Raw genomic sequence first — 26,778 nt, 5'->3', positions numbered from 1 at the left:
CGGGACCACGGGACAAGCGGCGTGATTAGCACGCCGCCCCGCGCGGTCAAGCACCGCGAGCCCGATCGCGGCTTGCGGCGATGCCGGGCGGCGGCTATCGAACGCTGATGAACCGGATCGATCCCGAAACCGCACCCGCCACCGGCGCCCCCGTCGTCGTGTTCGACCTCGACGGCACGCTGCTCGACACCGCGCACGACCTGATCGGCGCCGTCAACCGCGTGATGGCCGAGGAAGGGTTGCCGCCGATCGAGGTCGACCCGCACCGGGTGACGGTCGGCCGCGGCGGCCGCGCCATGGTCGCCGCCGCCCTCGCCGCAGCCGAGGTGCCCCACGACGAGGAGCGGCTCGACCGCCTCACGCTCCGCTTCGTCGAGCTCTACATGGACAACGTCGCCGACCGCACGGTGCCGTTTCCGAATGTCGAGGCGGCTCTCGACCGGCTCGCCGCCGCCGGCATCGTCCTCGCCGTCTGCACCAACAAGCGCGTCGGTCTCGCCGAGGCCCTGTTCGCCGCGATCGGCTGGACCGACCGCTTCGCCGCGGTCTGCGGCGGCGACAGCTTCGACGTCAGGAAGCCCGAGCCCGGCCATATCCTGCTGACCATCGCGGCCGCCGGCGGCGATCCGGCGGCGGCCGTGATGGTGGGAGATTCGGCGGCCGACATCGACGCGGCCCGCGCCGCGGGCATCCCCGTCGTCGGCGTCACCTTCGGCTATACGCCGACGCCCGTGCGCGACCTCGGCCCCGATGCCGTGATCGACGACTTCGCCGACCTCTGGCCGGCCCTGCTGGAGATCGCCCCGCCGGCGCTTGCCGCCCGCCTCGGGGCGACAGACGAAACAGCCCCGATCGGCGCTTGACTTGCCCGGCGGCGCTCACTTATATCGCCGCACCGAACGAACAGGTCGGGCGCGTAGCTCAGCGGGAGAGCATTCGCTTCACACGCGAAGGGTCACAGGTTCAATCCCTGTCGCGCCCACCATTCGAAACAAGGGCTTAGCGGATCGCCGCTGGGCCCTTTTTCTTTGGGAGCGCGGTCGATGTACACCGCGCACCAACTGTCGATTAAACCCGAAAAGCAGTCGCACCCGTCACCGGCCGGTTCGAGGCCAACACGGGTCGTTCCTGAAGTTCTCAGGATGAAACAGCTTCGGCAAAGCTGGAGAAGTCGGCTGACGTACAATGGACGTCAGCCGACCGGCGATCAGCCGAAGGGGAAGCGCTGGCCACGGCTATTGATCAGAAAATATCCACTGCCGTCTGTCACGATCTTGTCGCAGCGGGATTTACCGTCATCGAAGTTGACACAGATCGAGCCTTCAGAAATGCGGTATTTTCCGGGACTACCGCCCTTGTAGTTGTAACTTCCGTCCGCCCCATAGAACATCGCATTGCTTACCGTTCGCCCGACCGCGATCTTTTCGATCTCCGCCTTGGTAGCAGGGCGCTCGCCTTGCTTTGAGGCGTCGGAAGTATTGCAGCCCGCGAGAGCAAGTGTACTGACCAGAACAATGGTTTGAAGCTTCATAATAAATTCTCCTACATCAACCGCAATAAATCAGCACGAGTCTGGAAGCAGCGCAATGCCGGTTTTGTTCAGTGCTCCGTTTTTTTCAAGGTAAAATGAAGGTCGATGGAGGCGTTGCGCGCGGCTTGCGCGTCACGGCAAGACGGCGACCCGGCACCAGACCGGAGACCGGTGGAATTTGCGTCCCGACTACTTCGCATCAGGGTGCGCCGCAGCATCGACACGCCGAAACCATCGAAGTACCATCCAGTTGAAACCAGAAACGCCGTGAGACTTACGATTGAGCGCGCCATGACACTCGGTCAATTCGCCGAAATCGCGCGTCTTCTCTGATGGCGGCGCGGGTCGGCTCCATTTTCAACCGGAATGTCGATGCGGCAAGCCTGAAAACTGCCTTGGCCTCTTCGGGAGCAACGATGGCCCTATTCCAGGCTGATGCTGAGCGCCGGTTTCGGGCGTTTTAGAGCCGGTTCGACGGAGTGGGTCGCGATCTTGGAGAATCGTCGCGCCGCCTTTGTTGATCCGGCGGCGTTGCGTCGCGTCGTGCGCGAGGAAGCAGGCTCAACCTGCCGGGCCGGGCGCTCAGCCCTGGTGCGTGAACAGCGGGCTCTGGCCGCCGAGGACATAGGCGTCCGAATAGTCGAACGACCCGTACGGCATGCCGAGATCCTCGATGTTGGCAAATCGTGTCACGCCGTCCGCCGCCAGCCGGCGATAGGTGTAGAACAGCGCGTTCTGGTCGACCCACCACGCATTGATGCCGCGATCGACGACGCGCTGCAGGTGTTGCGCCATGTCGCGGGAGGCCATCGTCGCCGCATGGCGGCCGCGCTCGGAGCCGATCAGCACCACGCAGGCGGCGTTGATCTGGTTCCAGCCATAGGTGCGCGGATAGCGGCAGACGGTGCGCCGCGCCGCGCTCGCTTCCCGCACGACGCGAATCTTGTCGTACATCCGCAGGCCGATGTCGGCGGCAGCGAAGGCCGGATTGGCGGCGAAACCGTCCGGGTTGGAACGGAAGTGCACGTCGATGTCGGTGAGCACGACGCGGTCGGCGACATGGTCGAGCAGCACCGGGGCGCGCAGGAACCGCATGCTGGCATAATAGGCCGGCAGCGCCAGCGGCGGCGTCTCCACCGAGAACGAGACGTTGTCCGCCCCCGCGCCGATGTCGCGGATCGCCGCCCAGGCCTCGTCCGGCGCGCCGGCGACGTGGAGGTGGGCGCGGGTGCGCGAGCCGGTCTCGCGCAGCGACGCGAGGTAGGACGGGCCGTAGCGGCGGAAATAGCGCACGTCGGCGCAGGCGACGAACGCCGCCTCGGCCTTCGCCGTCGATCCGAAATCAACGTCGACCGCGCCCAGCGCGTCGCTGACCTGATAGCGGTCCATGTCGGCGACGAAGCTCGACGCACCGGACTTCGCGATCACCTTGCTGCGGCGGGCGACGTCCTCGAACAGCTTCTCCGCCTTGTCGAAATCGCCGCGCAGCAGATGGACCGAGCCCAGCGTCATGCTGGCGTTCTCGTCGCGGCGGCGGCCGATCAGCCGCTCGATGTCGGCGAGCACCTCGGTGCGAAAGCCGGCGTCATCCCAGAACTTCAGCGCGTTGGACATCAGCACGAGATACTTCTGCTCGGGCTGCGCCGCGCCGATCGTCACGCCGCCGAGGCGGCGGCGGTATTCGACGAGGCCCGCCATCTTGATCGCCTCGGCGCTGTCGCCACCGCCGATCAGGATCTCGCGCCGGCTGATGAACGTCTCGATCGCGCCGCGCTCCAGCGCGGCGAGTTCGGCCGCCACCGACCCGGCGTCGAGCGGCGCGAGGTCGAGCGCGGCGAGCACGTCCGGCTCGTCGCGAAAGCGGGTGCGCAGGCCGAGCAGGAAGTTGCGCTTGCCCGCCGCCTCGATCGCCGGACGCGTCGCGGTGAGCTCGCGCGCGATCGTCGGCAGCAGGCGGTCGAGGTCGGTGCGCTCGACGAGCTGGTCGACGAGGCGGATGAAATCGGTGACGCCGGACTTCTTCATCCGGCCGAGCGCGCCGGCGGTCTCCACCGCGCGCAGGAACTGCTTGCGGCTGATCTGCAGGAAGAGCTCCAGCCGCTGCTTCTCGAACCCGTCCGGCGCCCTGGCGACGATGCGGTCGCACAGCAGCAGCACCTCGGTCTTCGCGGCCTTGTCGCCCTTGTAGCGGCGGGTGTGTTCCTTCTTGCCGAGGCGCGTCACCACCCGGCTCGCATAACTCGCGGCGCGGCGGATGTTGGAGGCGGAGCCCGTCTCGGCGATCTCGGCGGCGAGTGTCAGCGCGGCGATCGGATCGCCGAGCGCCTCGTAGAGCTCGAACAGGCCGAACTTCACCCGCGTCGCGGGGGGAGAGGTCACCTCGAGCAGGTCGCGGTAGGCGGTGACGAAGCCGAACAGCTCGTCGTCCTTCGGGGCGCGGCTGTCGTGCGCGGCGAGCAACTGCAGCCGCTTCTTTTCCAGCGCCGCAAAGCGGATCCTGCGGACGACGCCGAGCTTATCCGTCGAAAAAAGCATGAAAAATCCAAGATTTGCCTGAAACGCAGCGCCCTTTCCTTACCAGCCGGCCGAAATCTCCGCAACGGCGCCGCCGGCGCCCGGCTAGCCGCCCGTTCGCGTCGCCAACGATCCCTTAACCCTAACGCCCTAGTAATACCGATGATTGGTCTTCGCGCCGCAGCCGAATTCGGGCAGCGGCGGCTTCTGGAGCGATGGCATGGCATTGCGGACCCTTCGGCCCCCGGCGGGGTCGGCGATCCTGACCCGGACGGCGATCGGCCTCGTCCTGCTCTGCGATCTCGCGGCGGCGCAGGAGTTCGCCCTGCCGCGGCCGCGCAGCGGCGCGTTGCCCCAGCCGGCGCCGACCGCCGTGCAGGCGTCGCCGCAGGCCTTCGACGACATCGTCACCGGCGCGATCGACCGCCACACGCCGCCGCGGCCGCGCGTCACGGTCTCGCCGCCGGCCCCGGCCGGCGTTGGCGAGGCGACCGCCAGTCCGGCCATCGTCGTGCCGACCGAAAGCATCCCCGGTCTCGATGCGACGCCGGGTGCCACCGAAGCGGTGCTCCCAGGCGCGATCCCGCCCGCCTCGGCTGCGCTGGAGCCGGCACAGCCCGCCGCGCTCGCCCCTCCCGCGGCGACCGCACCACAGCCGTCGACCGCGACCTATTCGCCGGCCGAATCCCTGCCGGCGACCGACGCGCCGCCGCCGGTTGAGGCCGCACCTGCCCCCGGCCCCCTGCAGGCGCCGGCACCCGTCGCCGCCCAATCCATCGATCCGCGCAGCTTCGCCGCCAGCGCCAACCAGACCGGGCTGATGCCGGGCCTGCGCGGCGACCAGCGCGACCCGGCCATCGCCCGCCTGCAGGTCCTGCTCGACCGCGCCGGCGTCTCGCCCGGCGTCATCGACGGGCTGATCGGCAGCAACGTCGCCAAGGCCGTGGCCGCCTTCCAGACCATCCGCGGCCTGCCCGTCGACGGTCTCGTCACCCAGCAGCTGCTGACGGCGCTCGAGGACCTCGGCGGCCCGCCGGCCTTCGTCGACTACGTCATCACCGAGGCCGACGCCGCCGGGCCGTTCTACGGCGAGATACCGAAGGACTACGCCGAGCTGGCCCAGCTGCCGACGCTCGGCTGGCGCAATCCGGCCGAGGCCCTCGCCGAAGCCTTTCACATGGACGAGGGCTTCCTGCGCTGGCTCAACCCCGGCGCCGATTTCTTCGTCGCCGGCACGGTGATCACCGTCACCGACCCCGGCCGGCGCGTGCGCACCCCGGTCGCCCACATCGTGGCCGACAAGGCGCGCAAGCAGGTGTTCGGCTACGGCTATGACGGCGCCCTCGTCGTCGCCTATCCGGCGACGATCGGCAGCACCAGCCTGCCCTCGCCCACCGGCATCCACGCCGTCCGCGCCGTCGCCACCGATCCCGAGTACTGGTACCGCCCCGACGTCAATTTCGTGCAGGGCAACAACACCAAGGCGCTGCGCCTCGCGCCCGGGCCGAACAACCCGGTCGGCACCGTCTGGATCGGCCTCGACAAGCCGACCTACGGCATCCACGGCACGCCCGAGCCGAGCCGCATCGACAAGACCAGCAGCCACGGCTGCCTGCGCCTCACCAACTGGGACGCGCGCGAGCTGGTGCACCTCGTGAAGCCCGGCGTCACCGTCGAGTTCCTCGACCCCAACATGACGGTGGCGACCGAAGAGGCCCCTCCGACCGCTCTGTCCGAGGGCGCCGTGCTGCCGCAGTAGCCCGGCTTCCGCGCCGGCCCGCATGGCTGGCGCGACCAAAGGCCTCTGGCGCCAAGGCTTCCGCAGGGCTACGCCTCGCTGTATCGGTGGACCCGTGCCGTTGGTCCGCCGGCGGCGCGAGGAGAGCCCGATGCCCATCGAGATGACGTCCGACCCGGAGACCGCGGCCGAGCTGCCGCCGCGTTCCGTCTGGACGGCGTTGAAACGTGGCATGGCCTGCCGCTGCCCGGCCTGCGGCAAGGGCCGCCTCTTCCGCGGCTATCTCACCGTCGCCGACAGTTGCGACGCCTGCGGTGAGGACCTCACCGCCCAGCGCGCCGACGACGCCCCGCCCTATTTCACCATCGTCGTGGTCGGCCACATCATGGTGCCGCTGGTCCTGATGGTCGAGCGCAACTACGCGCCGGCGATCTGGCTGCAGATGGCGGTCTGGATTCCGCTCACCATCCTGCTGTCGCTGTTCTTCCTGCGCCCGATCAAGGGCATGGTCGTCGGCTACCAGTGGGCGAGCTACATGCATGGTTTCGACACACGCAGCCGCGCCGACGGTGCGGCGGAACCCGCGGAGTAGGCCCTTGAGCGAGGTCGTTCTGGAAGGTCGGGTCGGCAACACCGTCGGGGCGGACGGCAGCAAGCCGCGCTACCTGCGCCCGAAGGATTCGGCGACGATCCTCGTCCTCGACCGTTCGCCCTCCGGCGTGCGCGTGCTGATGGGCCGCCGGCCGGGCAAGGACGCCTTCATGCCGGCCGCCTACGTCTTCCCCGGCGGCCGCGTCGATCCGGGCGACGGCCGCGCCTTTGCCGCCGGCGAGCTCGATCCCGTCGTCGTCGCGCGGCTGATGGACCGCATGCGGCCGAGGCCGAGCGCCGCGCGTGCCCGGGCCCTCGCGCTCTGCGCCATCCGCGAGACCGCCGAGGAAAGCGGCTACCTGCTCGGCCGCAGCGGCGTCTCGCTGCCGTCGAACAGCGCCCCGGACTGGCATCCCTTCGTCGCCGCCGGCGTCTCGCCCGATCTTTCGCCGCTGCGCGTGCTCGGCCGCGCGATCACGCCGCCCGGCCGCGTCCGCCGCTTCGACAGCCGCTTCTTCGTCGTGTTCGCCGACGCGATCGCCGTGCGCCCCGAGGGCGTCGCCGGCAGCGGCGAACTCGAGAACATCGTCTGGCCGACCCTCGACGAGGCCGATGCGCTCGAGTTGCCGCGCATCACCCGCGCGATCATCAACGACCTGAAGCAGCGCCTCGTCGTCGACCCGACGCTGGCGCCCGAGGGACCGGCGACGTTCTACCGCCCGGTGAAGGGCAGCTTCGTGCGCGAAGCGATGTGATTGCAGGCGGCGGTCCGGCGGGGCAGATTGCCCTGCCCGCCCCTCGTTCCCCCCATCGCTCCGCCAGGTCCATGCAGCCACCCCTCGCCGACGGCTACCACGCCGTTCCGCCCGGCAAACTCGCCACCGTCGTCACCTATCTCGAGATGCTCGCGCCGCCGCCGCGAACGGCCTTCGCGGCGCCGGACGGCGTTCGGCTGGCACGGGTCACCGACCCCGATCCCGACGCCTACCGCGCCCTGTTCCGGCAGATCGGCACCGACTGGATGTGGACCTCGCGGCTGGTGCCGGACGAGGCCGAACTCGTGACGCTGATCACGGCCGCCGACACCGAAATCTACATTCCGGTTCGCGGCGACGAGGCCCTCGGCCTGCTCGAGCTCGACGTCGGAAGCGAGAACGAGACCGAGCTGCGCTATTTCGGCATCGTGCCGGAGGTGGTCGGCGGCGGGCTCGGCCGCTGGCTGATGCAGGAGGGGCTCGCCGCGGCGTGGCGGCGCCCGGGTGTCGGGCGCGTCTTCGTGCACACCTGCCATTTCGATTCGCCGCAGGCGCTGCCGTTCTACATCCGCGCCGGCTTCCGGCCCTATGCGCGCGCCGTGGAGATCTTCGACGACCCGCGCCTCGCCGGCCGCCTGCCGGAGACCGCATCGGCGCAGGTGCCGCTCATCCGAGATCAGCGCCTGCCGCCGCCGACCGCCTGATCCGGCCCGCCAGCACCCCGGCCGCGGCCGCGAGCAGCACCGCGGCGGCGAAGAACCAAAGCCCCGGCCGGGTCACGGCCGAGGCGACGCCGGAGGTCTTCGCCGAAAACACGATCAGCGCGACGAGCAGCACGTCGAGCAGCGACCAGCGCCCGAGCGCCTCGAGCCGCCGCACCAGGCCGCCGCCGATTCCTGCCGCCGCGAGGTGCAGCACGGCGAGCTTGGCGATCGGAAACAGCACCGAGCCCGCGAAGACGACGGCGGCGAGCAGCGCATCGCCGCCGCGCCACAGCCCGCCGATGACGGCGATCACGGAGGGTTCCTCGCTGAACAGGAACAGCCGGTCGACCGAGAGCAGCGGCAGCGTCAGCCCGAGCGGCAGCGCCATTGCGGCGCCGAGCAGGCAGAACACGAAGGCCGTTCTCAGCCGGATATCGCCGGCCGCGACGAGACCGGCGGCAAGGCTATTCATCGGCGCTTGCGCCGCCGGCGGATCTCGAAGCATTCTTGACATTCAGGCCCGTTCGACTAGTGTCCGCGCCACTTGGCGGGCCCCTTGCGGGCCGGCTTCCGGCCGCGTCGGCCGTTCTCTTATACGTTCAGGAAAGGCCCCCGCGCCATGGCCAAGGCAACCACCATCAAGGTCAAGCTGCTCTCGACGGCAGACACCGGCTTCTTCTACGTCACCAAGAAGAACTCGCGGACCATGACCGACAAGATCTCGATGAAGAAGTATGACCCGGTCGTGCGCAAGCACGTCGAGTTCAAGGAAGCGAAGATCAAGTGATCCCGGCCGCGCCGGTTGGCGCGGTGACGGTGATCCGAGACGCAGGAAAGGCACCCTCCGGGGTGCCTTTTTTGGTTTGGGGGGCAGATCGGCGTGTCGGGTGATTCCCGGCGATCGGATGGATGCACCGACGTGTTGGTGTGACCCCGATCGAGATCGCGAAACCGGCAGCCTTTTCCCTAGGCCAGGCCGCATTGCCGGACCAGGCTTGCCGACACCTCGGCTTTTCCCTCGCCCTTCGAGACAGCCGCTGCGCGGCTTCCTCAGGATGAGGGAAAAGGACAAAGGACTGCATTCAAAAGAGAAAATCCTGGAGGCCTCATCCTGAGGAAGCCGCGCAGCGGCTGTCTCGAGGGGCGAGGACGGGTGCTCCCGACCTGCCGATTGCCGGCATCCGGCAGCAATGCAGGTGACGCTACGGACGGCGCGCCGGCTCTTCATGCGGGATGCGGAGTTTGGTGCGGACCCGGAACGCGTCACCGGCTACCGGCCGCCTCGCGCGCGAGGCGCGAAGGCCGATGTTGGTCGATCGTGGATCAACGAGGAGGCCACTCTAGCCACGATCGACCAACAACCCGGCGTATTCGAGAAATGCGGCGGACTCGAATACGTCAGGGCTCTGGGGAACGCATCGGCCCTGAGAAGACCTGTCCGAAGACGTTGCGATCCCGTGTTGATCAGACCGTACGGCAACGATTCGTTTACTGCAATTGATGCAGCCGGATTCAGCGAATCGATTCGAATTTGAGGTAAATCTTTACGGTAAACGTGTGGGTCGTCGCGTTAGCGGGAGAGACTGTGCCGGAGTGAGGCTGGGTGAGCTGTGCCGTGTGGCCTCACCCCTCTCCCTGTCCCTCCCCCACAAGGGGGGAGGGGACGATGGGGGTCGGGTGCGTCGTCAAGCGACCGCTTCGCCGATCCGCAGCCGTTGCAGAATCCCCACCCTCACCTCCTGCGTCCCCTCCCCCCTTGTGGGGGAGGGACAGGGAGAGGGGTAAGGCCCCACGACGAAGCCGACGCAGAACCTGAGGTTCGCGCCGAACGATACCAGCTCCCTCAGAACCCGCGCCCCCTCACGCCGCGTCGGCGACCACGCGGTTGCGCCCGCAGCGCTTGGCGGAATAGAGCGCGAGGTCGGCGCGCTTCAGCATCGTGTCCGCGGTGTCGTTCGGCCGGTCGACGGTGGCAAGGCCGATCGAGACGGTGATCGGCAGCAGCTTGCTGCCGCGGGCGACCGAGAACGGCTCGCCGGCGACGCGCTCGCGCAGGCGCTCGGCCACCATCACGCCGAGCTTCAGGTCGGTTTCCGGCATCACCACGACGAACTCTTCGCCGCCGTAGCGGCAGGCGATGTCGATGCCGCGGATGTTCTTGCGCAGCCGGCGCGCGAATTCGCGCAGCACGTCGTCGCCGGCGTCGTGGCCGTGCGTGTCGTTGACCGCCTTGAAGTGGTCGATGTCGACGATCAGCACGCACAGATCCTTGCCGCGGTTGTTCGCCTGATCGATCAGCGGCGCGAGGTGCGTTTCGAGATAGCGGCGGTTGTTGAGCCCGGTGAGCCCGTCCATCACCGCCATTTCCATGGTGAGCTGGACGTTGTCGCGCAGCCGGTCGGTGAAGCGCTTGCGGCGAATCTGGGTGCGGACGCGGGCGAGCATCTCGTTGCGGTCGACCGGGCGCACCAGGTAGTCGTTGACGCCGAGCTCGAGCGCGCGCAGCAGGCGGCCGCTGTCTTCCGGCTCGGTAACGACGAGAATTGGCAGGTGCCGCGTGCGCTCCAGCGACCGGAGCTGCGAGCAGAGCCGCAGCGCGTCGTAGTCGGCGAGCGAGATCGAGATGATGGCGAGCTCGTAGCCGCCCTCGGCGGCGCGGAACAGCGCCTCCTGCGGCACCGGCTCCACCTCGACGGTGTTTTCCTTGGCGAGCGCCGTGACGATGCGCTCATAGGACGAGCGGCGGTCGTCGACGACGAGGATGCGGCCCGGGCCGCTCCGGGCCGGGTCAGCGAGCACGAGCGCGTCGTCGAGACCGGCGTCGAAGCTGGTGCCGGCGCGGGCGTGCAGCTCGTCGGCCAGCATCTTCAGCCGCACGAGGCTTTTCACGCGCGTCAGCAGCGCGACGTCGCTGACCGGCTTGGTCAGAAAATCGTCGGCGCCGGCCTCGAGGCCGCGCACGCGGTCGGCCGGCTGATCGAGCGCGGTGACCATGACGACGGGAATGTGCGTGGTGCGCGGATTCGACTTGATGCGGCGGCAGACCTCGAAGCCGTCCATGCCCGGCATCATCACGTCGAGCAGCACGAGATCGCAGGACGAGCGGGCGATGAAGGCGAGCGCCTCCTGGCCACTGGTCGCGACCGTGACGTCGAAGTACTCCGCCGTCAGCCGCGCCTCGAGCAGCTTGACGTTCGCCACGATGTCGTCGACGACCAGAATCCGCGCAGTCATCCCGCCCCACTCCCCGACCGAACCGCCCCTTGCCGCGCCGAGGCTCACGCCTCGCCGAGATAGACCCGCACCGTCTCGAGGAACTTCGTCACCGAGATCGGTTTCGAAATATAGGCTTCGCAGCCGCCCTGCCGGATTCGCTCCTCGTCACCCTTCATCGCAAAGGCCGTGACGGCGATCACCGGGATGGTCCGGAGTTCGTCGTCTTCCTTGATCCACTTGGTGACTTCGAGGCCGGAGACTTCCGGCAACTGGATGTCCATCAGGATCAGGTCGGGCTTGTGGGCCCGCGCGATATCGAGCGCCTCGATACCGTTCCGTGTCTGCAGGGTGTTGTAGCCGTGCGCTTCCAGGAGGTCGTGGAAGAGCTTCATGTTGAGCTCGTTGTCCTCCACGATGAGAACCGTCTTCGCCATTTGCTGTTCTTTCCGCCGACGATCCCGTCCGCCGGTGTTCGGGGTACGCTCCTCCGGACCGGCGACCATCACTGTCCCGGCGATTCCGGCGAACGGTCGCCCTGTCCACGAGTTCCGTGATAGACACCTGTTTATTACCAAGGATTCCTTTCGGAAACGCAAACACTTCATGAGAAACAAGGGTCACGATCGGCTCAATGCCGCCGATTCCGAGGCGATCGCCATCGCCGCGCTCGGGCATCTCGCCGGCGACAGCGAAGCGCTCGGACGCTTCCTCGCCCTCTCCGGCATCGGTCCCGCCGACCTGCGCGCCGCCGCGCAAGAACCCGGCTTCCTCGTCGGCGTGCTCGAGTTCTTCCTCGAGGACGAGACCCGCCTGCTGGCATTCGCGGCCAACGAGGGGCTGCGGCCGACGATGATCGCCGCCGCACGCTTCGCCCTCGCCGCCGAGATCGACGACGGCTGACGCCCTGCCCGCGATCCCTGCCCGCGTCGTCCTTGCCCGCCCAGGTCCCGCGGGCCTATCCTCGCGCCGCATCCCACGCCATCGGAGCGGCCGCCCGTGTCGACGATCGATCCGGCCCAATCATCCGGCGGCTTCTGCCGCGACTGCCTGACGCCGGCTTCCGCGACGGTGCGGCGCTGCACGGCCTGCGGCAGCCCGCGGCTCCTGCGCCACCCTGAGCTCGACCGCCTGACCATCGCCCACGTCGACTGCGACGCCTTCTACGCCGCGATCGAGAAGCGCGACGACCCGGCCTTGCGCGACAAGCCGCTGATCATCGGCGGCGGCCGGCGCGGCGTGGTCTCGACCTGCTGCTACATCGCCCGCATCCGCGGCGTGCGCTCGGCGATGCCGATGTTCAAGGCGCTGGAAGCCTGCCCGGACGCGGTGGTGATCAAGCCGAACATGGCGAAATACGTCGAGGTCGGCCGCGCGGTCCGCGCCATGATGCTGGATCTCACCCCGCTCGTCGAACCGCTGTCGATCGACGAGGCCTTCCTCGATCTCGGCGGCACCGAGCGCCTGCACAAGGCGATCCCCGCCCTTGTGCTCGCCCGTTTCGCGGCGAAGGTGGAAGCCGAACTCGGCATCACGGTGTCGGTCGGGCTCAGCGTCAACAAGTTCCTCGCCAAGATCGCCTCCGACCTCGACAAGCCGCGCGGCTACGCCGTGATCGGCGGCGCCGAGGCAAAGAGCTTCCTCGCCGGCCGGCCGGTCGGGGCGATCTGGGGCGTCGGCAAGGCGATGCAGGCGCGGCTCGCCGCCGACGGGCTGCGCACGATCGGCGAACTCCAGGCCCTCCCCGAGCGCGACCTCGCCCGCCGCTACGGCGCCATGGGCCTGCGCCTCGCGCGGCTCTCGCACGGCGTCGACCCCCGCAAGGTCTCACCCGATCACCAGCGCAAAAGCGTCAGCGCCGAGACCACCTTCGACGACGACCTCGCGGCTCTGGCCGACCTCCGGCCGGTCGCCCGGCGCCTCGCCGAAAAGGTCTCGAAGCGGCTGAAAGCCGACGGCATCGCCGGCTGGACGGTGACGCTGAAGCTGAAGACGCACGACTTCCGCATCCTCACCCGCAGCCGCCGGCTCGCCGACCCGACCCAGCTCGCCGACCGGATGTTCCAGACGGTGGAGGACCTCTTGCGCAAGGAAGTCGGCGGCCTGCGCTATCGCCTGATCGGCGTCGGCATCTCCGACCTCGTCGCCGGCGACCAGGCCGACCCGGTCGACCTCGTCGACCCCGGCATCGCCCGCCGCGCCGCGGCCGAGCGCGCGATGGACAAGGTGCGGGCGAGGTTCGGCGGCGGGGCGGTGGAAACGGGGCTGGTCTTCACGGCGCCGGGACGACGCAAGCCGGAGTGAGGCGCGGGTGACCGTCCCTTCTCCCCTCGCGGGAGAAGGTGGCGCGAAGCGCCGGATGAGGGGGCGCGGCGCATCCTGATGCGCCGCCGTCGCGGCGGCGCTGGACCCCTCATCCGCCCTTCGGGAACCTTCTCCCGCAAGGGGAGAAGGGTTCTTGCCGACGCTCCCCTGCGGAAAGCCCCCTCAGTGCAGGATCTGGCTGAGGAACAGCTTGGTGCGTTCGTGCTGCGGGTTGGAGAAGAACGCGTCGGGCTCGTTCTGCTCGACGATCTGGCCCCGGTCCATGAAGATCACGCGGTTCGCCACCTGGCGGGCAAAGCCCATCTCGTGCGTGACGCAGAGCATGGTCATGCCTTCCTCGGCGAGGCTGATCATGGTGTCGAGCACCTCTTTCACCATCTCCGGATCGAGCGCCGAGGTCGGCTCGTCGAACAGCATGATCTTCGGGTTCATGCACAGCGAGCGGGCGATGGCGACGCGCTGCTGCTGGCCGCCGGAGAGCTGACCGGGGTATTTGTTGGCCTGCTCCGGGATCCGCACGCGCTTCAGATAGGTCATCGCGATCTCTTCCGCGTCCTTCTTCGGCATCTTGCGCACCCAGATCGGCGCAAGCGTGCAGTTCTCGAGGATCGTCAGGTGCGGGAAGAGATTGAAGTGCTGGAACACCATCCCGACTTCGCGGCGCACCTCGTCGATCTTCTTGAGATCGCTGGTGAGCTCGTTGCCGTCGACGATGATCTGGCCCTTCTGGTGCTCCTCCAGGCGGTTGATGCAGCGGATCATCGTCGACTTGCCCGAGCCGGACGGCCCGCAGATGACGATGCGCTCGCCGCGCCGCACGGTGAGGTTGACGTCGCGCAGGACGTGGAACTCGCCGTACCATTTGTTGACGCCGATCAGCTCGATCGCGATCTCGTCGCTGATCTTGAGCTTCCGGGCCTCGACGCTTTTGAGTTCGCTTGAATCGACGCTGGTCATGAGAATGGTTCCCTGCCGGTTCGAGGTTAGCGGCGCTTGTGGCCGGTTTCGAGGCGGCGTTCCATGTAGAGCGAGTAACGGGACATGCCGAAGCAGAAGATCCAGAACACGAAGGCAGCAAACACGAAGCCTGTCGCCGGAGTCACCGGGCTCGCCCAGTTCGGGTCGGTGAAGTTGAGCTGCACGATGCCGAGCAGGTCGAAGATGCCGATGATCAGGACGAGGCTGGTATCCTTGAACAGGCCGATGAAGGTGTTCACGATGCCCGGGATCACGATCTTCAGCGCCTGCGGCAGGATGATCAGCCGCATCGACTGCCAGTAGCCGAGGCCGACGGCCGCCGCCCCCTCGTACTGCCCCTTCGGAATCGCCTGCAGGCCGCCGCGGATCACTTCCGCCATGTAGGCCGACGAGAACAGCGCCACGCCGACCAGCGCACGCAGCAGCTTGTCGAAATTGGTGCCGGGCGGCAGGAACAGCGGCAGCATGACGCTGGACATGAACAGCACGGTGATCAGCGGCACGCCGCGCCAGAACTCGATGAACACCACCGAGGCGGTCTTGATCACCGGCAGTTTCGACTGGCGCCCGAGCGCCAGCAGGATGCCGAGCGGCAGCGAGGCGACGATGCCGACGATCGCCACGACGAGCGTGACCAGCAGGCCGCCCCAGAGCGCCGTTTCCACGACCGGCAGGCCGAAGCCGCCGTAGAGCAGCACGTAGGCGACGAAGGGGAACACGACCAGCATCAGGATCGCGTTCTGCTTCTTGTAGGGCACCTTCGGCATGGCGAGCGGCACGAGGCCGACCACCAGCATGATGAAGACGAGATCGACGCGCCAGCGCTGGTCGAGCGGATAGCGGCCGTAGATGAACTGGCCGAACTTCGCCTTCACGAACGCCCAGCAGGCCCCCGCGCCCTCGACGAGGCAGGCTTCGCGGCTGTCGCCGTCCCAGATTGCGTCGAAGAACAGCCAGTTGATGATCGGCGGCAGCGCCCAGGCGAGCAGCAGGCCGACGGCGATGGTGAGGGCCGAGTTGAGCGGCGTTGCAAAGAGATTGGTCCGGAGCCAGGCCACCGCGCCGCGTCCCGCATCGGGGGGCGGCAGCGCGGGGAGTTCCTGCGTGCTCACATAGCCTATGGTCGGAGTCGCCATTTGTGCTTACCTCTCAACCAGTCGCATGCGGCTGTTGAACCAGTTCATGAACAACGACGTCGTCAGGCTGATCGTGAGGTAGACCAGCATGGTGATCATGATCACCTCGACGGCCTGCCCGGTCTGGTTCAGCACCGTGCCCGAGAACACCGCGACGAGATCCGGGTAGCCGATGGCGACGCCGAGCGACGAGTTCTTGGTGACGTTCAGGAACTGGCTGGTCAGCGGCGGGATGACGACGCGCATCGCCTGCGGGATGACGACGAGCCGGGTGGCGATGCCCGGGCGGATGCCGAGCGCCGCGGCGGCTTCCGTCTGACCGTAGCTGACGGCCTGGATGCCGGCGCGGACGATCTCGGCGATGAACGACGCCGTGTAGATCGAGAGGCCGAGCAGCAGCGCCATGAACTCCGGCTTCATCGCGACACCGCCGACGAAGTTGAAGCCGCGCAGTTCCGGATACTCCACGGTCATCGGCGTGCCCATGACGAGGAACGCCAGCACCGGCAGGCCGATGATGATGCCGAGCGAGGCGATGATCGTGGGGAACTGCTGCCCGGTCGCCATCTGCCGCTGCTTCGCCCAGCGGGCGAGCAGGACGGCGCCGACGATGGCCGCGACGAAGACCGCGAACACGATCGCGAACCCGTTCTCCGGGATGAAGCGCGGCACGATGAGGCCGCGGTTCGACAGGCTGGAGTTGAACGGCAGCTCGATGCCCTGGCGCGGCTGCGGCAACAGCGCGAGCACCGCCTTGTACCAGAACAGCAATTGCAGCAGCAGCGGGATGTTGCGGAAGATCTCGACGTAGACCATCGCCACCTTGCGCAGCAGCCAGTTCGGCGAGAGCCGCGCGATGCCGACGATGAAGCCGAGCAGCGTCGAGAAGAAGATCGCGAGGGCGGCGACCAGCAGCGTGTTGGTGAGGCCGACGAAGAAGGCGCGGCCGTAGGTCGAGTCGTTCGTGAATGGGATGAGCGACTGCGAGACGTCGAAGCCGGCGCGTTGGCCGAGGAAGCCGAAGCCGGACGCGATGTTGGCGCGCTGCAGGTTGGCGATCGTGTTCACCACGATCTCGTAGCCTGTCCAGATCACCGCCAGCGCGATCAGCGCCTGGAAGATGAGCCCGCGATAAAATGGGTCGTAGATGAACGCTGAGAGGCCGGGGCCGCTGCGCCCGCCGGCTTTGCCGGCATCGTTCTGAATGGCCATGCTCACCTTCCGGAGCGAGGTGGACAGCAGGAGTTCCGTGTCCCGGACGGTCCCGGGGCGACAATGGCGCACGGGAGCCTTACGCGGGTTCCGGACGATCCGGCGACGGATGGCGGAACGGCGCGAGATGCGCCGAGGGCCGGCGCCAGGTGATGGTGGCCGATATCGGCGCGCGGAGCGACGGCCTCGGTCGAGGGCCGGCACGCCACGCGCCGCGCGGGAGAACCCCGCGGTCGGCCGTCATCACGAGCGGAATACGCGCTTGAAAAGGCCGCGCACCCCGAAGTCCGAGGATCGACCGGACGGCGCGTCGACGCGCCGTCCGGTGAGGTCCGCTTCGCGGATCAGCGAACCGGCGGAGCGTACTGCAGGCCGCCGTCGGTCCAGAGCGCGTTCTGGCCGCGCGCGATGCCGAGCGGGCTGGTCGTGCCGACGTTGCGCTCGAACAGTTCGCCGTAGTTGCCGACGCCCTTGACGATGTTGACGACCCAGTCGTTCGACAGGCCGATCGACTCGCCGAAGCCGCCATCGAGGCCGAGCAGGCGCTTGACGTCCGGATTCTCGGAGCTCTTCATCTCTTCGACGTTGGCCTGCGTGATGCCGGCCTCTTCAGCGTTCAGGAGGGCGTTGTGCGTCCACTTGACGATGTTGAACCACTGGCCGTCACCCTGGCGCACCACGGGGCCGAGCGGCTCCTTGGAGATGATCTCGGGGAGCACGACGTGCTCGTCCGGGTTCGAGAAGGTCAGGCGGATGGCGTAGAGGCCCGAGGCGTCCGTCGTGTAGACGTCGCAGCGGCCGGCGTCATAGGCGGCGTTGACCTCTTCGAGCTTTTCGAACACGACGGGGTTGTAGGTCAGCCCGTTGGCCTTGAAGTAGTCCGAGAGGTTGAGCTCGGTGGTGGTGCCGGTCTGCACGCAGACCGAGGCGCCGTCGAGTTCCTTGGCCGAGGCGACGCCGAGGCCCTTCTTCACCATGAAGCCCTGGCCGTCGTAGTAGTTGACGCCGGCGAAGGCGAGGCCGAGCTGGGTGTCGCGCGACATCGTCCAGGTCGAGTTGCGGACGAGCACGTCGATCTCGCCCGACTGCAGCGCCGTGAAGCGCTCCTTGGCCGACAGCGCGCTGAACTTGACGGCCTTCGGGTCGTTGAAGATCGCCGCGGCGATCGCGCGGCAATAGTCGACGTCGAGGCCGGTCCACTCACCGGCATCGTCGGGGTTCGAGAAGCCGGCGAGACCGGTGCTGACGCCGCACTGCAGGAAGCCCTTGGCCTTGACGTCGTCGAGGGTCGCCGCGCCGGCAACCGACATACCGGCTGCGAGAATGGCGGCACCGGCGAGCGCCGGCGTGAGATAAGTTTTCATGGATGAGCCCCTGTTCCAGTGTTCCGTGTTGATCATTGGCGCACGAACAGAACAGGCGACCGATACGGCTGCCGCGCTCGACGTTCGTGATCGGGGCGACCCTCTGGAGCGGACCGCGCCCTTTGCGCCTTTCGAATACAAGGCAATTGTACGCCGGGGTCAAGCCATTCTTGCACAATGCGAAAGCACGTTCGTCAACTGCATATGAAATCAACAAAACACCGCTCTATCGTTGGCCATTCGTAGAAAAGTTTGGCATTGCACCCTTCGGGCCTTGTCCGGCCGGTGGCCCGGGCGGACAAGGAAGCCAGAATTGGTCCCGCCGCACTTGCGCGGCGCGGTCCCGGCCCGGCAGGAGTTGCGAAGGACGATGACAACCGAAGACCGCTCGAAACCCCACGAAACGGCGACGCGCCTTGCGCATGGTGGCCGCCGCCCGCGCGAGCAGCACGGCTTCGTCAACCCGCCGGTCTACCACGGCTCGACCGTCACCTTCCCCGACGTCGACACGATGCTGTCGGGCCGCCAGCGCTACGTCTACGGCCGGCGCGGCAACCCGACCAGCGATGGGCTCGAATCACTGGTCGCCGAGCTCGAGGGCGCGGCGGGCGCGGTGCTCGCGCCGTCTGGCCTCGCGGCCGTCTCGGTGGCGCTGCTGTCGTGCCTGACGAGCGGCGACCACCTGCTGATGACCGACACCGTCTACCAGCCGACCCGGCACTTCTGCGACAAGGTCCTGACCCGCTTCGGCATCGAGACGACCTACTACGATCCGACGGTCGGCGCGGGAATCGCCGCGCTCTTCCGGCCCGAGACCAAAGCGGTATTCACCGAGGCGCCGGGCTCGCAGACCTTCGAGATGCAGGACATTCCGGCGATCGCCGGCGTGGCGGCCGCGCACGGCGCCACCGTGCTGATGGACAACACCTGGGCGACGCCGCTGTTCTTCCGCCCGCTCGACCACGGCGTCGACCTTTCGATCCAGGCCGGCACCAAGTACTTCGTCGGCCATTCCGACGTGATGCTCGGTACGGTGGCGGCGAGCCCGCGCGCCTGGCCGGCGCTGAAGGCGATGCACGGCGATCTCGGCCAGTGCATCGGCCCCGACGACGCCTTCCTGGCGCTGCGCGGCATGCGCACGCTGGAAGTCCGCCTCGCCCGGCACCAGGCGAGCGCGCTCGCCGTCGCGGACTGGCTCGCCGGCCGGCCCGAGGTCGCGCGCGTGCTGCATCCGGCCCGGCCCGACGATCCCGGCCATGCGATCTGGAAACGCGACTTTTCCGGCTCCAGCGGCCTGTTCGGCTTCATTACGCGGCCGGCGCCGCTCGGCGCGGTCAAGGCGATGCTCGACGGTCTGGAGCTCTTCGGTCTCGGCTATTCCTGGGGCGGCTTCGAAAGCCTCGCCATCGTCGCCGATCCGCGCAAGTATCGGACGGCCACGACCTGGACCGAGCCCGGCCACCTCATCCGCCTCAACATCGGCCTCGAGGATCCGCGCGACCTGATCGCCGACCTCGCCGACGGTCTCGACCGCTTCACCGCCTTCGCAGAGCCGGGCTGAGCCGAGAAATGGAAAAGGCGCGGCCCCTCCGGGAGCCGCGCCTTTCCTCGAAAACACCTCTGCAAGACCGGAAACCGGCTGCCTGTCGACTGTTGTTGTTGATTAATTGGCGGCGACGGCGACGGCCTCGAAGCCGCCGAGCAGATACGCGAGCACCAGAACGCTGCCGAGGGCGAGGACCGTCCAGGTCGCGACACCCCAACAAGACTTCTGCACGTGTTCTTCCATCTTGGACCTTTGCTCCATCTGTCGCGAAGCGCTGCGGCCGTCCCGGTACGAGCGGGCGCCACGTTGTTGTCTTCGCGACGACGCAGGGTTTAACGCCGGATCGGCCCGCCCGCAAGACCCGGGGCGCTCCCCGCCCATGCAAAAACCGCAGGACCGCCGAGCGAAACCGCGCGATTTCAAATAGTTAGCGCGCAAGCCGCCTCATCCCGGCCAAAGGAACTACTCCTAAAATTCGCCGGATTTTCGCCATGATTGTGGCGAGCTCGCCATCCGGGTCACAAAGTCGCCTCGCGGGCCGCCGTCGCCGGGCCTCGGCAGGACCATTCCCCCTTGTCTCGGCGCCAAACTCGTCCCATTGGGTGGAGAACGCTGCCACCTTGCCTCGGGGGCCGACGCTTGAGCATCCTCTCCGCCTTCTCCGTGCCGGACCTCCTCGCCGCCGCCTGGTTCCTGCTGGCGTGGTTCGGCTATGGCGCCTATGCGGAAAGCTCCCGCTGGCACGGCCACTCCCTGTCGCAGCTCATGAACCTGCAACGCACCGCCTGGATCCGGCAGACGGCGGCGCGCGACCTGCGCATGATCGACACCCAGATCGTCGCCGGGCTGCAGAACGGCACCGCCTTCTTCGCCTCGACCTCGCTGCTCGCCATCGGCGGCGGCTTCGCGCTGCTCAACGCCTCCGACCGCGTGCTCGAAGTCGTGCAGGAACTCCCCTTCGACCTCGAATTCAGCCGCGCGGTCTGGGAGACCAAGGTGGTCGGGCTGCTGGTGATCTACGCTTATGCCTTCTTCAAGTTCGGCTGGGCCTACCGCCTGTTCAACTACTGCTCGATCCTGATCGGCGCCCTGCCGCCCAAGGACCAGATCGGTACGCCCGAGATGGAGGGCGCAATCCGGCGTGCCGCCGACCTCAACATCCAGGCCGGCCAGCATTTCAACCGCGGCCTGCGTGCCTTCTTCGTATCCATCGGCTATCTCGGCTGGTTTCTGGGCCCGGTCGCCTTCATCGTCACCACGACGGTGGTGCTGGCCGTGCTCGCCCACCGCCAGTTCCGTTCCGGCGCCCGAAAGGCCATAGACCCCGCATGACCCGCCCTCGCCCGCCCGCCGGCCTGATCCGCCAGACCATCCTCGACCAGATCGCCGCCAGCCGCGACGGCCGGCCGGTCTCCCCCGCCGACGTCGCGCGCAGCCTCGCAGGGTCCGACGAGAAGGCCTGGCGCCTGCTGATGCCGCCGATCCGCACCGAGGCGGTGCGCCTCGCCCGCGCCGGCCAGATCGTCATCGTGCGCAAGGGTCGCAAGGCCGATCCGCGTGATTTCAAGGGCCTCTACAGCCTCGCCGCGCCGGACTTCGTCGGCAAGCCGGACGCCGCGCCCGCGGACGATCTGGCGGATCCGTTCGGCGACGACGACGCCGGCTGACCACCGGCGCCGGGGGACGGGAGCGCGGTGCCGCTCAGGCCGCGGGGATGCTCGCGGCCAGCGCCTCGATCGCGCCGATCAGCGCCTCGACGGCCAGCGCCATGTCCTCCGGCTCGGCATATTCCATCGGATTGTGACTGATGCCGCCGCGGCAGCGGACGAACAGCATGCCGACCTCGGTCAGGTGGTGCACCGCATGGCCGTCGTGGCCGGCACCCGACGTGAGGCGGCGCGGCGTCAGGCCGAGCCGCTCGACGCCGGCGGCAAACGCCGCGGCGAGGCGCGGGCTGCACGGCGTCGTCGGGCTCTCGTGATAGGCCTCCATCACGAAGCCGACGTGGCGGCGGTCGGCAATCTCGCGGCTGCGGGCGCGGATCTCGGCCAGCGCCGCCAGCCGCGGCGGGTCGCTCGCCGCCCGCACGTCGAGGGTGAAGTCGACGCGCGCGGGCACCACGTTCACCGCGCCGGGCGACACCGATAGTTGCCCCACGGTGGCGACGAGGCTGTCGGCGGCCCCTGCCCGGCCGATGGTCTCGATCATCACCATGATCTCCGCCGCCGCGGCCAGCGCGTCGCGGCGGAGATTCATCGGCGCCGTGCCGGCATGGCCCGCCTCGCCGAGCACGGTCGCTTTCAGCCGGGTCTGGCCGGCGATCGAGGTGACGATGCCGAGCGGCAGCCGCTCGTGCTCCAGGACAGGCCCCTGCTCGATATGGACCTCGAGATAGCCGAGCACCTCGGCGGGATCATAGGCGGCGGCGGAGATCTGCGCCGGATCGAGCCCGAAGCCGACCAGCGCCTCGCGCAGGCTGACCTTCCGCGCGTCGCAAAGGTCCAGCGCCCCCGGCGGCAGCCGGCCGGCGATGGCGCTTGACGACGCCAGCGTGGTCGGGAAGCGCACGCCCTCCTCGTCGCCGAAGGCGAGCACGTCGATCGCGAACGGCAGCGCCACCCGGCGCCGGCGCAGTTCGTCGACCGCGAGGATGCCGGCGACGACGCCGAGCACGCCGTCGTAGCGGCCGGCGTTCACCACCGTGTCGATGTGCGAGCCGATCAGCAGCCGCTTCGCCCCGGGGCCGGATGCTGCGTCCAGATGGCCGCGTACGGTGCCGAGGGCGTCGATCGATGCGGTCAAGCCGGCCGTGCGCATCCAGTCGGCCACGAGGCCGGTGGCGCGCTTGTGGGCCGGGCTAAGGTAGAGCCGGGTGACGCCATGTGGATCGTCGGTGACGGCGGCGAGCGCGCCGATCAGGCGCTGGCAGCGCCGACCGAGCTCGGTGCGGTCGGAGGGCGGCAGGCTCGAGTAATCGATGTCGCTCACGGCAGAACCCGGTCCTCGATCCTGAAGCGGAAGATCCGGCCGATCTGCCGGAGCGCCGTCGCGAACTCGGCGGCGGGGTCGTTGTCGACGCGCTCGGCGAAGCCCGCGAGGATCTGGTGCTTCGTCGCGCCCTTGACGGCGAAGATGAAGGGAAAGCCGAAGCGGGCCCGGTAGCGGTCGTTGAGGTCGGTAAAGCGCGAAAACTCCTCGGGCGTCAAGCTGTCCAGCCCGGCCCCGGCCTGTTCGCGCTTCGAATCCTCGGCGATCGCCCCCGCCAGTGCCGCCCGGCCGGCAAGGTCCGGATGGGCGCGGATCAGCGCGAGCCGCGCCGCCTCCGATGCGGCCCCGACGGCGGCCTCGAACGCCGCCACCATCGCCTCGCGGTCCGCGAACGGCCGCGCCGCCGCCGCAGCCTCGGCGACCCACGGCGAATGCTCGGCGACGTCGCCGAAGGCCGCGACGAAGTCGTCGGCGCTCAGCCCGTTCACGTCCGCAATGGAAAGCGCGCTCATCGCGCCGCGATCCAGGCGCCGAGCTGTCGGCGTTCGTCGTCGGTCATGCCGGACTCGTTGCCGAGCGGCATCGCATCGGACTTCACCGCCTGCGCATCGACCAGCGGCGCATAGCGGCCGAGGTCGGCGACGGTCTCGAGCACGACGCCCTTCGGCGCCTCTTCGAAGCCTTCGTGGCTCGGCTGCGAGGCATGGCAGGCGACGCAGTGCCGCTCGACGATGCCCATGACGTCGGCGTCGGCGACCTGCATCCCGGCATGGGCGGGGTCGGTGCGCGGCGCCGTCATCACGATGGCGACCATCAGCCCGACCGCCGCCACCGGCAGCGTCCAGGCGATCTGGTTGAAATGGTCGCCGGCCTCGTGCCGGTTGATGAAGTGGCGCACCATGGCGCCGATCAGCAGGATCAGCGCGACGAGCAGCCAATTCTGCGGATGGTTGGTCAGCATCGGGTAGTGGTTGCTCACCATCATCAAGAGCACGGGCAGCGTCAGGTAGTTGTTGTGCACCGAGCGCTGCTTGCCGATCTTGCCGTATTTCGGGTCCGGCGCCTCGCCGGCGACCAGCGAAGCGACGATCTTGCGCTGGTTCGGCACGATGATCATGAAGACGTTGAACGCCATGATCGTGCCGACCAGCGCGCCGACATGGATCAGCGCGCCGCGCCCCGAGTAGATCTCCCCGAACATCCACGCCGCGGCGACGATGCCGACGAACACGATCAGCGCCAGCACCGGCGTGTTCTGCCCGATCGGCGACCGGCACAGCCGGTCATAGGCGAACCAGCCGGCGGCAAGGCTGAGGATCGAGATCAGCACCGCCTCCCCGCCCGTCATCGGCAGCACGGCGCGGTCGACGAGGTAGATCGAGGCGTTGACGTAGTACTGCGTGATCAGCAGGCCGAAGCCGGTGACCCAGGTGAGATAGGCATCCCACTTGAACCACTGCAGGTCTTCGGGCAGTGCCGGCGGCGCCACGGTGAACTTCTCGACGTGATAGAAGCCGCCGCCGTGCACCTGCCAGGCGGTGCCGAACACGCCGGGGCTCATCTTCTCGCGGGCGCGCAACGAGAGGTCGAGCGCGATGAAATAGAACGACGTTCCGATCCAGGTGATGCCGACGACGAGATGGGCCCAGCGCAGCAGGATGTTCAGCCAGTCGGCGACGAAGGTCAGCATGGGTCGGGGATCTCGGGGCTTTGATTGCGGTCGAAGAGGCGTCAAGCACGGTTCGTGCCGCGGGGGCTAGTAGCGCAGCGACCGCTGTGCCGTGTGGCCTCCCCCCTCCCTGTCCCTCCCCCGCTTCGCAGGAGAGGGGATGCAGGAGGTTGGATCATTCGCCTCACCGACGCGTCGGCCCGGCGCAGCCTACGTTTCGCGAAAGCCCCATGACCTATCGTCCCCTCTCCTGCGAAGCGGGGGAGGGACAGGGAGGGGGGAGGCCCCACGGCACGGCGACAAGCAAAAAAGGGACGCCGCGCCAACGCGCAGCGCCCCTGCCCGCCTTACTGCGGCAGCTGGTCGTCGATGCCCTTCACGTACCAGTTCATCCCGAGGATATCGCCATCCGCCAGCACCGCGCCGGCCGCGACCTTCTCCACGCCGGCCTGGTCGAGGATCGGGCCGGTGAAGGGGTGGAATTCGCCCGAGGCGATCTTGCCCTCGAGCTCCTTCGCCGCCGCCGCCACGTCCTCGGGCAGGTTGGTGTAGGGCGCCATCACGACGTGGCCTTCCTTCAGGCCGTCCCAGGTCTGGCCCGACGTCCAGGTGCCGTCGAGCACGGCCTGGACGCGGTGGATGTAATACGGACCCCAGTCGTCGATGATCGAGGTCAGCTGCGACGTCGGGGCGAAGGCGATCATGTCGGACGCCTGGCCGAAGCCTTTGAAGCCGCGCTCCTGCGCGACCTGCAGCGGCGCGGTGGAATCGGTGTGCTGGGTGATGATGTCGGCGCCCTGGTCGAAGATCGCCTTGGCGGCGTCGGCTTCCTTGCCCGGGTCGAACCACGAGCTGACCCAGACCACCTTGACCTTGAAGTCCGGGTTCACCGACTGCGCGCCGAGCAGGAACGCGTTGATGCCGGAGACCACTTCGGGGATCGGGAACGAGGCGATGTAGCCGGCGGAGCCGGTCTGCGACACCTTGGCCGCGATCTGGCCGATGATGTAGCGGCCCTCGTGGAACTTCGAGTTGTAGGTCGCGACGTTGGCGGCGGTCTTGTAGCCGGTGGCGTGCTCGAACTTCACGTCCGGGTACTTTTCGGCGACGGTGAGCGTCGGATCCATGTAGCCGAACGAGGTGGTGAAGATGATGCCGCAGCCGTCACGGGCGAGGCGCTCGATGGCGCGCTCGGCGTCGGGGCCTTCCGGCACGTTCTCGACGAAGGCGGTCTCGACCTTGTCGCCGAAGTGCTCGACCACGTCGAGGCGGCCCTGATCGTGCTGGTAGGTCCAGCCGAAATCGCCGACCGGGCCGATATAGACCCAGCAGGCCTTCAGATCGGCCGCCTGGCCGGCAGTGGTGCCGAAGCCGAAGGCAAGAGCCGTCGTCGCGAGCAGCAGCATTTTCCTCATCGTCACATCCCCTTCAGAAATCAGACTTTGTTCGTCTGGACCGGGCCGCTGGCAGACACCGGCGGCAAACTGGATGGCGGCCGCGCGCGCGGCCGAGATGCAAGGCCGGACCGCCACGGCCGCACCGAAACCCTCAGCGATCGGGCACGAACGGCCGGCCGAGGCAGGCGGGCGTGTTCAGCAGCGTCGTGCGCCGGTTCATCGAGATCAGCACCAGCACCACGATGGTGGCGATGTAGGGCAGCATGCTGAGGAACTGCGACGGCGTCTGCGTCAGCCCGCCGACCCATTCCGGCAGCCACGGCGGCAGGTTGCCACGCAGCGCCTGGACGTGGAAGGTCAGCACGGTGACCGCGCCGAAGAGATAGGCGCCGATCATGACGCGGAACGGCAGCCACGACGCGAAGACGACGAGGGCGAGCGCGATCCAGCCGCGCCCCGCCGTCATGTTCTCCACCCACTGCGGCGTATAGGCGAGCGAGAGGTAGGCGCCGGCGAGCCCGGCACAGGCGCCGCCGAAGGCGACGGCGGCATAGCGCACGGCGATCACCGGATAGCCCAGCGCATGCGCCGAGCCGTGGTTGTCGCCGACGGCGCGCAGCACGAGGCCGGCGCGGCTCTTGAACAGGAACCACGCGACGGCCGCCGTCAGCGCGAAGGAGATGTAGACGAGGATATCCTGCGCGAACAGCAGCTGGCCGACCACCGGCAGGTCCGACAGGCCCGGGATCTCGAGCTTCGGCAGCCGCACGCCCGGCTGGCCGACGAAGCTCTCGCCGAGCAGGCCCGACAGGCCGAGGCCGAGCAGCGTCAGCGCGAGGCCGGTGGCGACCTGGTTGGCGACGAGTGTCAGCACCAGGAAGCCGAACAGCAGCGCCATCACCACGCCGGCGAGCATGGCGCAGAGGATGCCGAGCGTGCCCGAGCCGGTGAGGTTCGCCGCGCCGAAGCCGGCGACCGCGCCCATCACCATCATGCCCTCGACGCCGAGGTTGAGCACCCCCGAACGCTCGACGACGAGTTCGCCGATCGCGGCGAGCAGCAGCGGCGTCGCCGCCGTGATCACGGTGAGCAGGATCGCGACGGTGATCTCAAGCAT

The 26,778-nt window shown here is 68.3% G+C and carries 26 protein-coding genes and 1 tRNA gene; 12 read left to right on the top strand and 15 right to left on the bottom strand.

Going from position 1 to position 26,778, the window contains the following annotated elements:
• Positions 1-107: 107 nt before the first annotated feature.
• Together gph and I5731_RS02035 are read left to right on the top strand one after the other, a co-directional pair.
• On the top strand, positions 108-863 hold the full coding sequence (gene gph / locus I5731_RS02040) for a phosphoglycolate phosphatase (protein WP_197309691.1): 756 nt from the start codon (positions 108-110) through the stop codon (positions 861-863).
• 47 nt (positions 864-910) lie between these two features.
• Positions 911-985: transfer RNA gene (locus I5731_RS02035), tRNA-Val, on the top strand.
• A 222-nt stretch (positions 986-1,207) separates the two neighbouring features.
• Here the strand turns inward: I5731_RS02035 and I5731_RS02030 are convergent.
• Both I5731_RS02030 and I5731_RS02025 read right to left on the bottom strand, forming a co-directional pair.
• Positions 1,208-1,531, bottom strand: a complete 324-nt coding sequence (locus tag I5731_RS02030; RefSeq protein WP_197309690.1) for a hypothetical protein — start codon at positions 1,529-1,531, stop codon at positions 1,208-1,210.
• Positions 1,532-2,113: 582 nt separating this feature from the next.
• Positions 2,114-4,066 (bottom strand): hypothetical protein, encoded by a 1,953-nt coding sequence (locus tag I5731_RS02025; protein WP_197309689.1) that lies wholly within the window; start codon positions 4,064-4,066, stop codon positions 2,114-2,116.
• Between the two features lie 199 nt (positions 4,067-4,265).
• Here I5731_RS02025 and I5731_RS02020 point away from each other — a divergent pair, with 199 nt between their 5' ends.
• From I5731_RS02020 to I5731_RS02005, 4 genes are all read left to right on the top strand, one after another.
• A complete protein-coding gene (locus tag I5731_RS02020; RefSeq protein ID WP_197309688.1) occupies positions 4,266-5,804 on the top strand; it encodes a L,D-transpeptidase family protein in 1,539 nt (512 codons plus the stop codon).
• 130 nt (positions 5,805-5,934) lie between these two features.
• Positions 5,935-6,375 carry a DUF983 domain-containing protein gene (locus I5731_RS02015; protein WP_197309687.1) on the top strand — a complete coding sequence of 147 codons (441 nt, stop codon included), beginning with the start codon at positions 5,935-5,937 and terminating at the stop codon, positions 6,373-6,375.
• Positions 6,376-6,379: 4 nt separating this feature from the next.
• Positions 6,380-7,129: an NUDIX hydrolase gene (locus tag I5731_RS02010; RefSeq protein WP_197309686.1), complete on the top strand. Its 750-nt coding sequence runs from the start codon at positions 6,380-6,382 to the stop codon at positions 7,127-7,129.
• A gap of 71 nt (positions 7,130-7,200) precedes the next feature.
• On the top strand, positions 7,201-7,833 hold the full coding sequence (locus I5731_RS02005; protein ID WP_197309685.1) for a GNAT family N-acetyltransferase: 633 nt from the start codon (positions 7,201-7,203) through the stop codon (positions 7,831-7,833).
• On the opposite strand, the gene I5731_RS02000 is transcribed toward I5731_RS02005, so the two are convergent.
• Positions 7,796-8,305: a paraquat-inducible protein A gene (locus tag I5731_RS02000; protein ID WP_197309684.1), complete on the bottom strand. Its 510-nt coding sequence runs from the start codon at positions 8,303-8,305 to the stop codon at positions 7,796-7,798. The genes I5731_RS02005 and I5731_RS02000 overlap by 38 nt on opposite strands.
• A 147-nt stretch (positions 8,306-8,452) precedes the next feature.
• Here I5731_RS02000 and rpmG point away from each other — a divergent pair, with 147 nt between their 5' ends.
• Entirely contained in the window at positions 8,453-8,620 is a 168-nt protein-coding gene (gene rpmG / locus I5731_RS01995; RefSeq protein ID WP_197309683.1) for a 50S ribosomal protein L33, read from the top strand.
• Between the two features lie 1,073 nt (positions 8,621-9,693).
• On the opposite strand, the gene I5731_RS01990 is transcribed toward rpmG, so the two are convergent.
• Together I5731_RS01990 and I5731_RS01985 are read right to left on the bottom strand one after the other, a co-directional pair.
• Complete coding sequence (locus I5731_RS01990) at positions 9,694-11,067, bottom strand: PleD family two-component system response regulator (protein WP_197309682.1); 1,374 nt, start codon at positions 11,065-11,067, stop codon at positions 9,694-9,696.
• Positions 11,068-11,111: 44 nt separating this feature from the next.
• Positions 11,112-11,483 carry a response regulator gene (locus tag I5731_RS01985; protein ID WP_197309681.1) on the bottom strand — a complete coding sequence of 124 codons (372 nt, stop codon included), beginning with the start codon at positions 11,481-11,483 and terminating at the stop codon, positions 11,112-11,114.
• 169 nt (positions 11,484-11,652) lie between these two features.
• Here I5731_RS01985 and I5731_RS01980 point away from each other — a divergent pair, with 169 nt between their 5' ends.
• Positions 11,653-11,949, top strand: coding sequence for a DUF3572 domain-containing protein (locus tag I5731_RS01980; protein ID WP_197309680.1), 297 nt, complete (start codon positions 11,653-11,655; stop codon positions 11,947-11,949).
• Positions 11,950-12,045: 96 nt separating this feature from the next.
• Entirely contained in the window at positions 12,046-13,350 is a 1,305-nt protein-coding gene (locus I5731_RS01975; protein WP_197309679.1) for a DNA polymerase IV, read from the top strand.
• Positions 13,351-13,533: 183 nt separating this feature from the next.
• Here the strand turns inward: I5731_RS01975 and I5731_RS01970 are convergent, their stop codons facing one another.
• The 4 genes from I5731_RS01970 to I5731_RS01955 all read right to left on the bottom strand — a co-directional run bounded on the left by I5731_RS01970 (position 13,534) and on the right by I5731_RS01955 (position 18,061).
• Positions 13,534-14,328 (bottom strand): amino acid ABC transporter ATP-binding protein, encoded by a 795-nt coding sequence (locus tag I5731_RS01970; RefSeq protein WP_197309678.1) that lies wholly within the window; start codon positions 14,326-14,328, stop codon positions 13,534-13,536.
• A gap of 26 nt (positions 14,329-14,354) precedes the next feature.
• A complete protein-coding gene (locus I5731_RS01965) occupies positions 14,355-15,485 on the bottom strand; it encodes an amino acid ABC transporter permease (protein WP_197309677.1) in 1,131 nt (376 codons plus the stop codon).
• A 6-nt stretch (positions 15,486-15,491) separates the two neighbouring features.
• Complete coding sequence (locus I5731_RS01960; RefSeq protein WP_197309676.1) at positions 15,492-16,697, bottom strand: amino acid ABC transporter permease; 1,206 nt, start codon at positions 16,695-16,697, stop codon at positions 15,492-15,494.
• A 344-nt stretch (positions 16,698-17,041) separates the two neighbouring features.
• The gene (locus I5731_RS01955) at positions 17,042-18,061 is read right to left on the bottom strand and encodes an amino acid ABC transporter substrate-binding protein (protein ID WP_197309675.1); all 1,020 of its coding nucleotides are present in this window, start codon (positions 18,059-18,061) and stop codon (positions 17,042-17,044) included.
• A 370-nt stretch (positions 18,062-18,431) separates the two neighbouring features.
• On the opposite strand from I5731_RS01955, the gene metC reads away from it, so the two are divergent.
• Positions 18,432-19,622 carry a cystathionine beta-lyase gene (gene metC, locus I5731_RS01950; protein ID WP_197309674.1) on the top strand — a complete coding sequence of 397 codons (1,191 nt, stop codon included), beginning with the start codon at positions 18,432-18,434 and terminating at the stop codon, positions 19,620-19,622.
• 102 nt (positions 19,623-19,724) lie between these two features.
• On the opposite strand, the gene I5731_RS19905 is transcribed toward metC, so the two are convergent.
• Positions 19,725-19,850 (bottom strand): hypothetical protein, encoded by a 126-nt coding sequence (locus tag I5731_RS19905; protein ID WP_268926550.1) that lies wholly within the window; start codon positions 19,848-19,850, stop codon positions 19,725-19,727.
• A gap of 396 nt (positions 19,851-20,246) precedes the next feature.
• Here I5731_RS19905 and I5731_RS01945 point away from each other — a divergent pair, with 396 nt between their 5' ends.
• Both I5731_RS01945 and I5731_RS01940 read left to right on the top strand, forming a co-directional pair.
• A complete protein-coding gene (locus tag I5731_RS01945) occupies positions 20,247-20,939 on the top strand; it encodes a DUF599 domain-containing protein (protein ID WP_210336221.1) in 693 nt (230 codons plus the stop codon).
• Complete coding sequence (locus I5731_RS01940) at positions 20,936-21,274, top strand: DUF3253 domain-containing protein (RefSeq protein ID WP_197309673.1); 339 nt, start codon at positions 20,936-20,938, stop codon at positions 21,272-21,274. The genes I5731_RS01945 and I5731_RS01940 overlap by 4 nt, the downstream gene beginning before the upstream one ends.
• A gap of 34 nt (positions 21,275-21,308) precedes the next feature.
• Here I5731_RS01940 and I5731_RS01935 read toward each other — a convergent pair whose 3' ends face one another.
• The 5 genes from I5731_RS01935 to I5731_RS01915 form a co-directional block, all read right to left on the bottom strand.
• Positions 21,309-22,595: an allantoate amidohydrolase gene (locus I5731_RS01935; RefSeq protein ID WP_328837953.1), complete on the bottom strand. Its 1,287-nt coding sequence runs from the start codon at positions 22,593-22,595 to the stop codon at positions 21,309-21,311.
• Positions 22,592-23,107, bottom strand: a complete 516-nt coding sequence (gene uraD, locus I5731_RS01930; protein ID WP_197309672.1) for a 2-oxo-4-hydroxy-4-carboxy-5-ureidoimidazoline decarboxylase — start codon at positions 23,105-23,107, stop codon at positions 22,592-22,594. Before uraD ends, I5731_RS01935 begins: the two co-directional genes overlap by 4 nt.
• Positions 23,104-24,285, bottom strand: coding sequence for a urate hydroxylase PuuD (locus tag I5731_RS01925; protein WP_197309671.1), 1,182 nt, complete (start codon positions 24,283-24,285; stop codon positions 23,104-23,106). The genes uraD and I5731_RS01925 overlap by 4 nt, the downstream gene beginning before the upstream one ends.
• 326 nt (positions 24,286-24,611) lie before the next feature.
• Positions 24,612-25,679: a BMP family ABC transporter substrate-binding protein gene (locus I5731_RS01920; RefSeq protein ID WP_197309670.1), complete on the bottom strand. Its 1,068-nt coding sequence runs from the start codon at positions 25,677-25,679 to the stop codon at positions 24,612-24,614.
• A 133-nt stretch (positions 25,680-25,812) separates the two neighbouring features.
• Entirely contained in the window at positions 25,813-26,778 is a 966-nt protein-coding gene (locus tag I5731_RS01915) for an ABC transporter permease (RefSeq protein ID WP_197309669.1), read from the bottom strand.

Source organism: Methylobrevis albus (assembly GCF_015904235.1).
Classification (GTDB): Bacteria; Pseudomonadota; Alphaproteobacteria; order Rhizobiales; family Pleomorphomonadaceae; genus Methylobrevis_A; species Methylobrevis_A albus.
The sequence above is the reverse complement of the archived record's forward strand: the minus strand, read 5'-3'. Positions and strand labels throughout refer to the sequence as shown.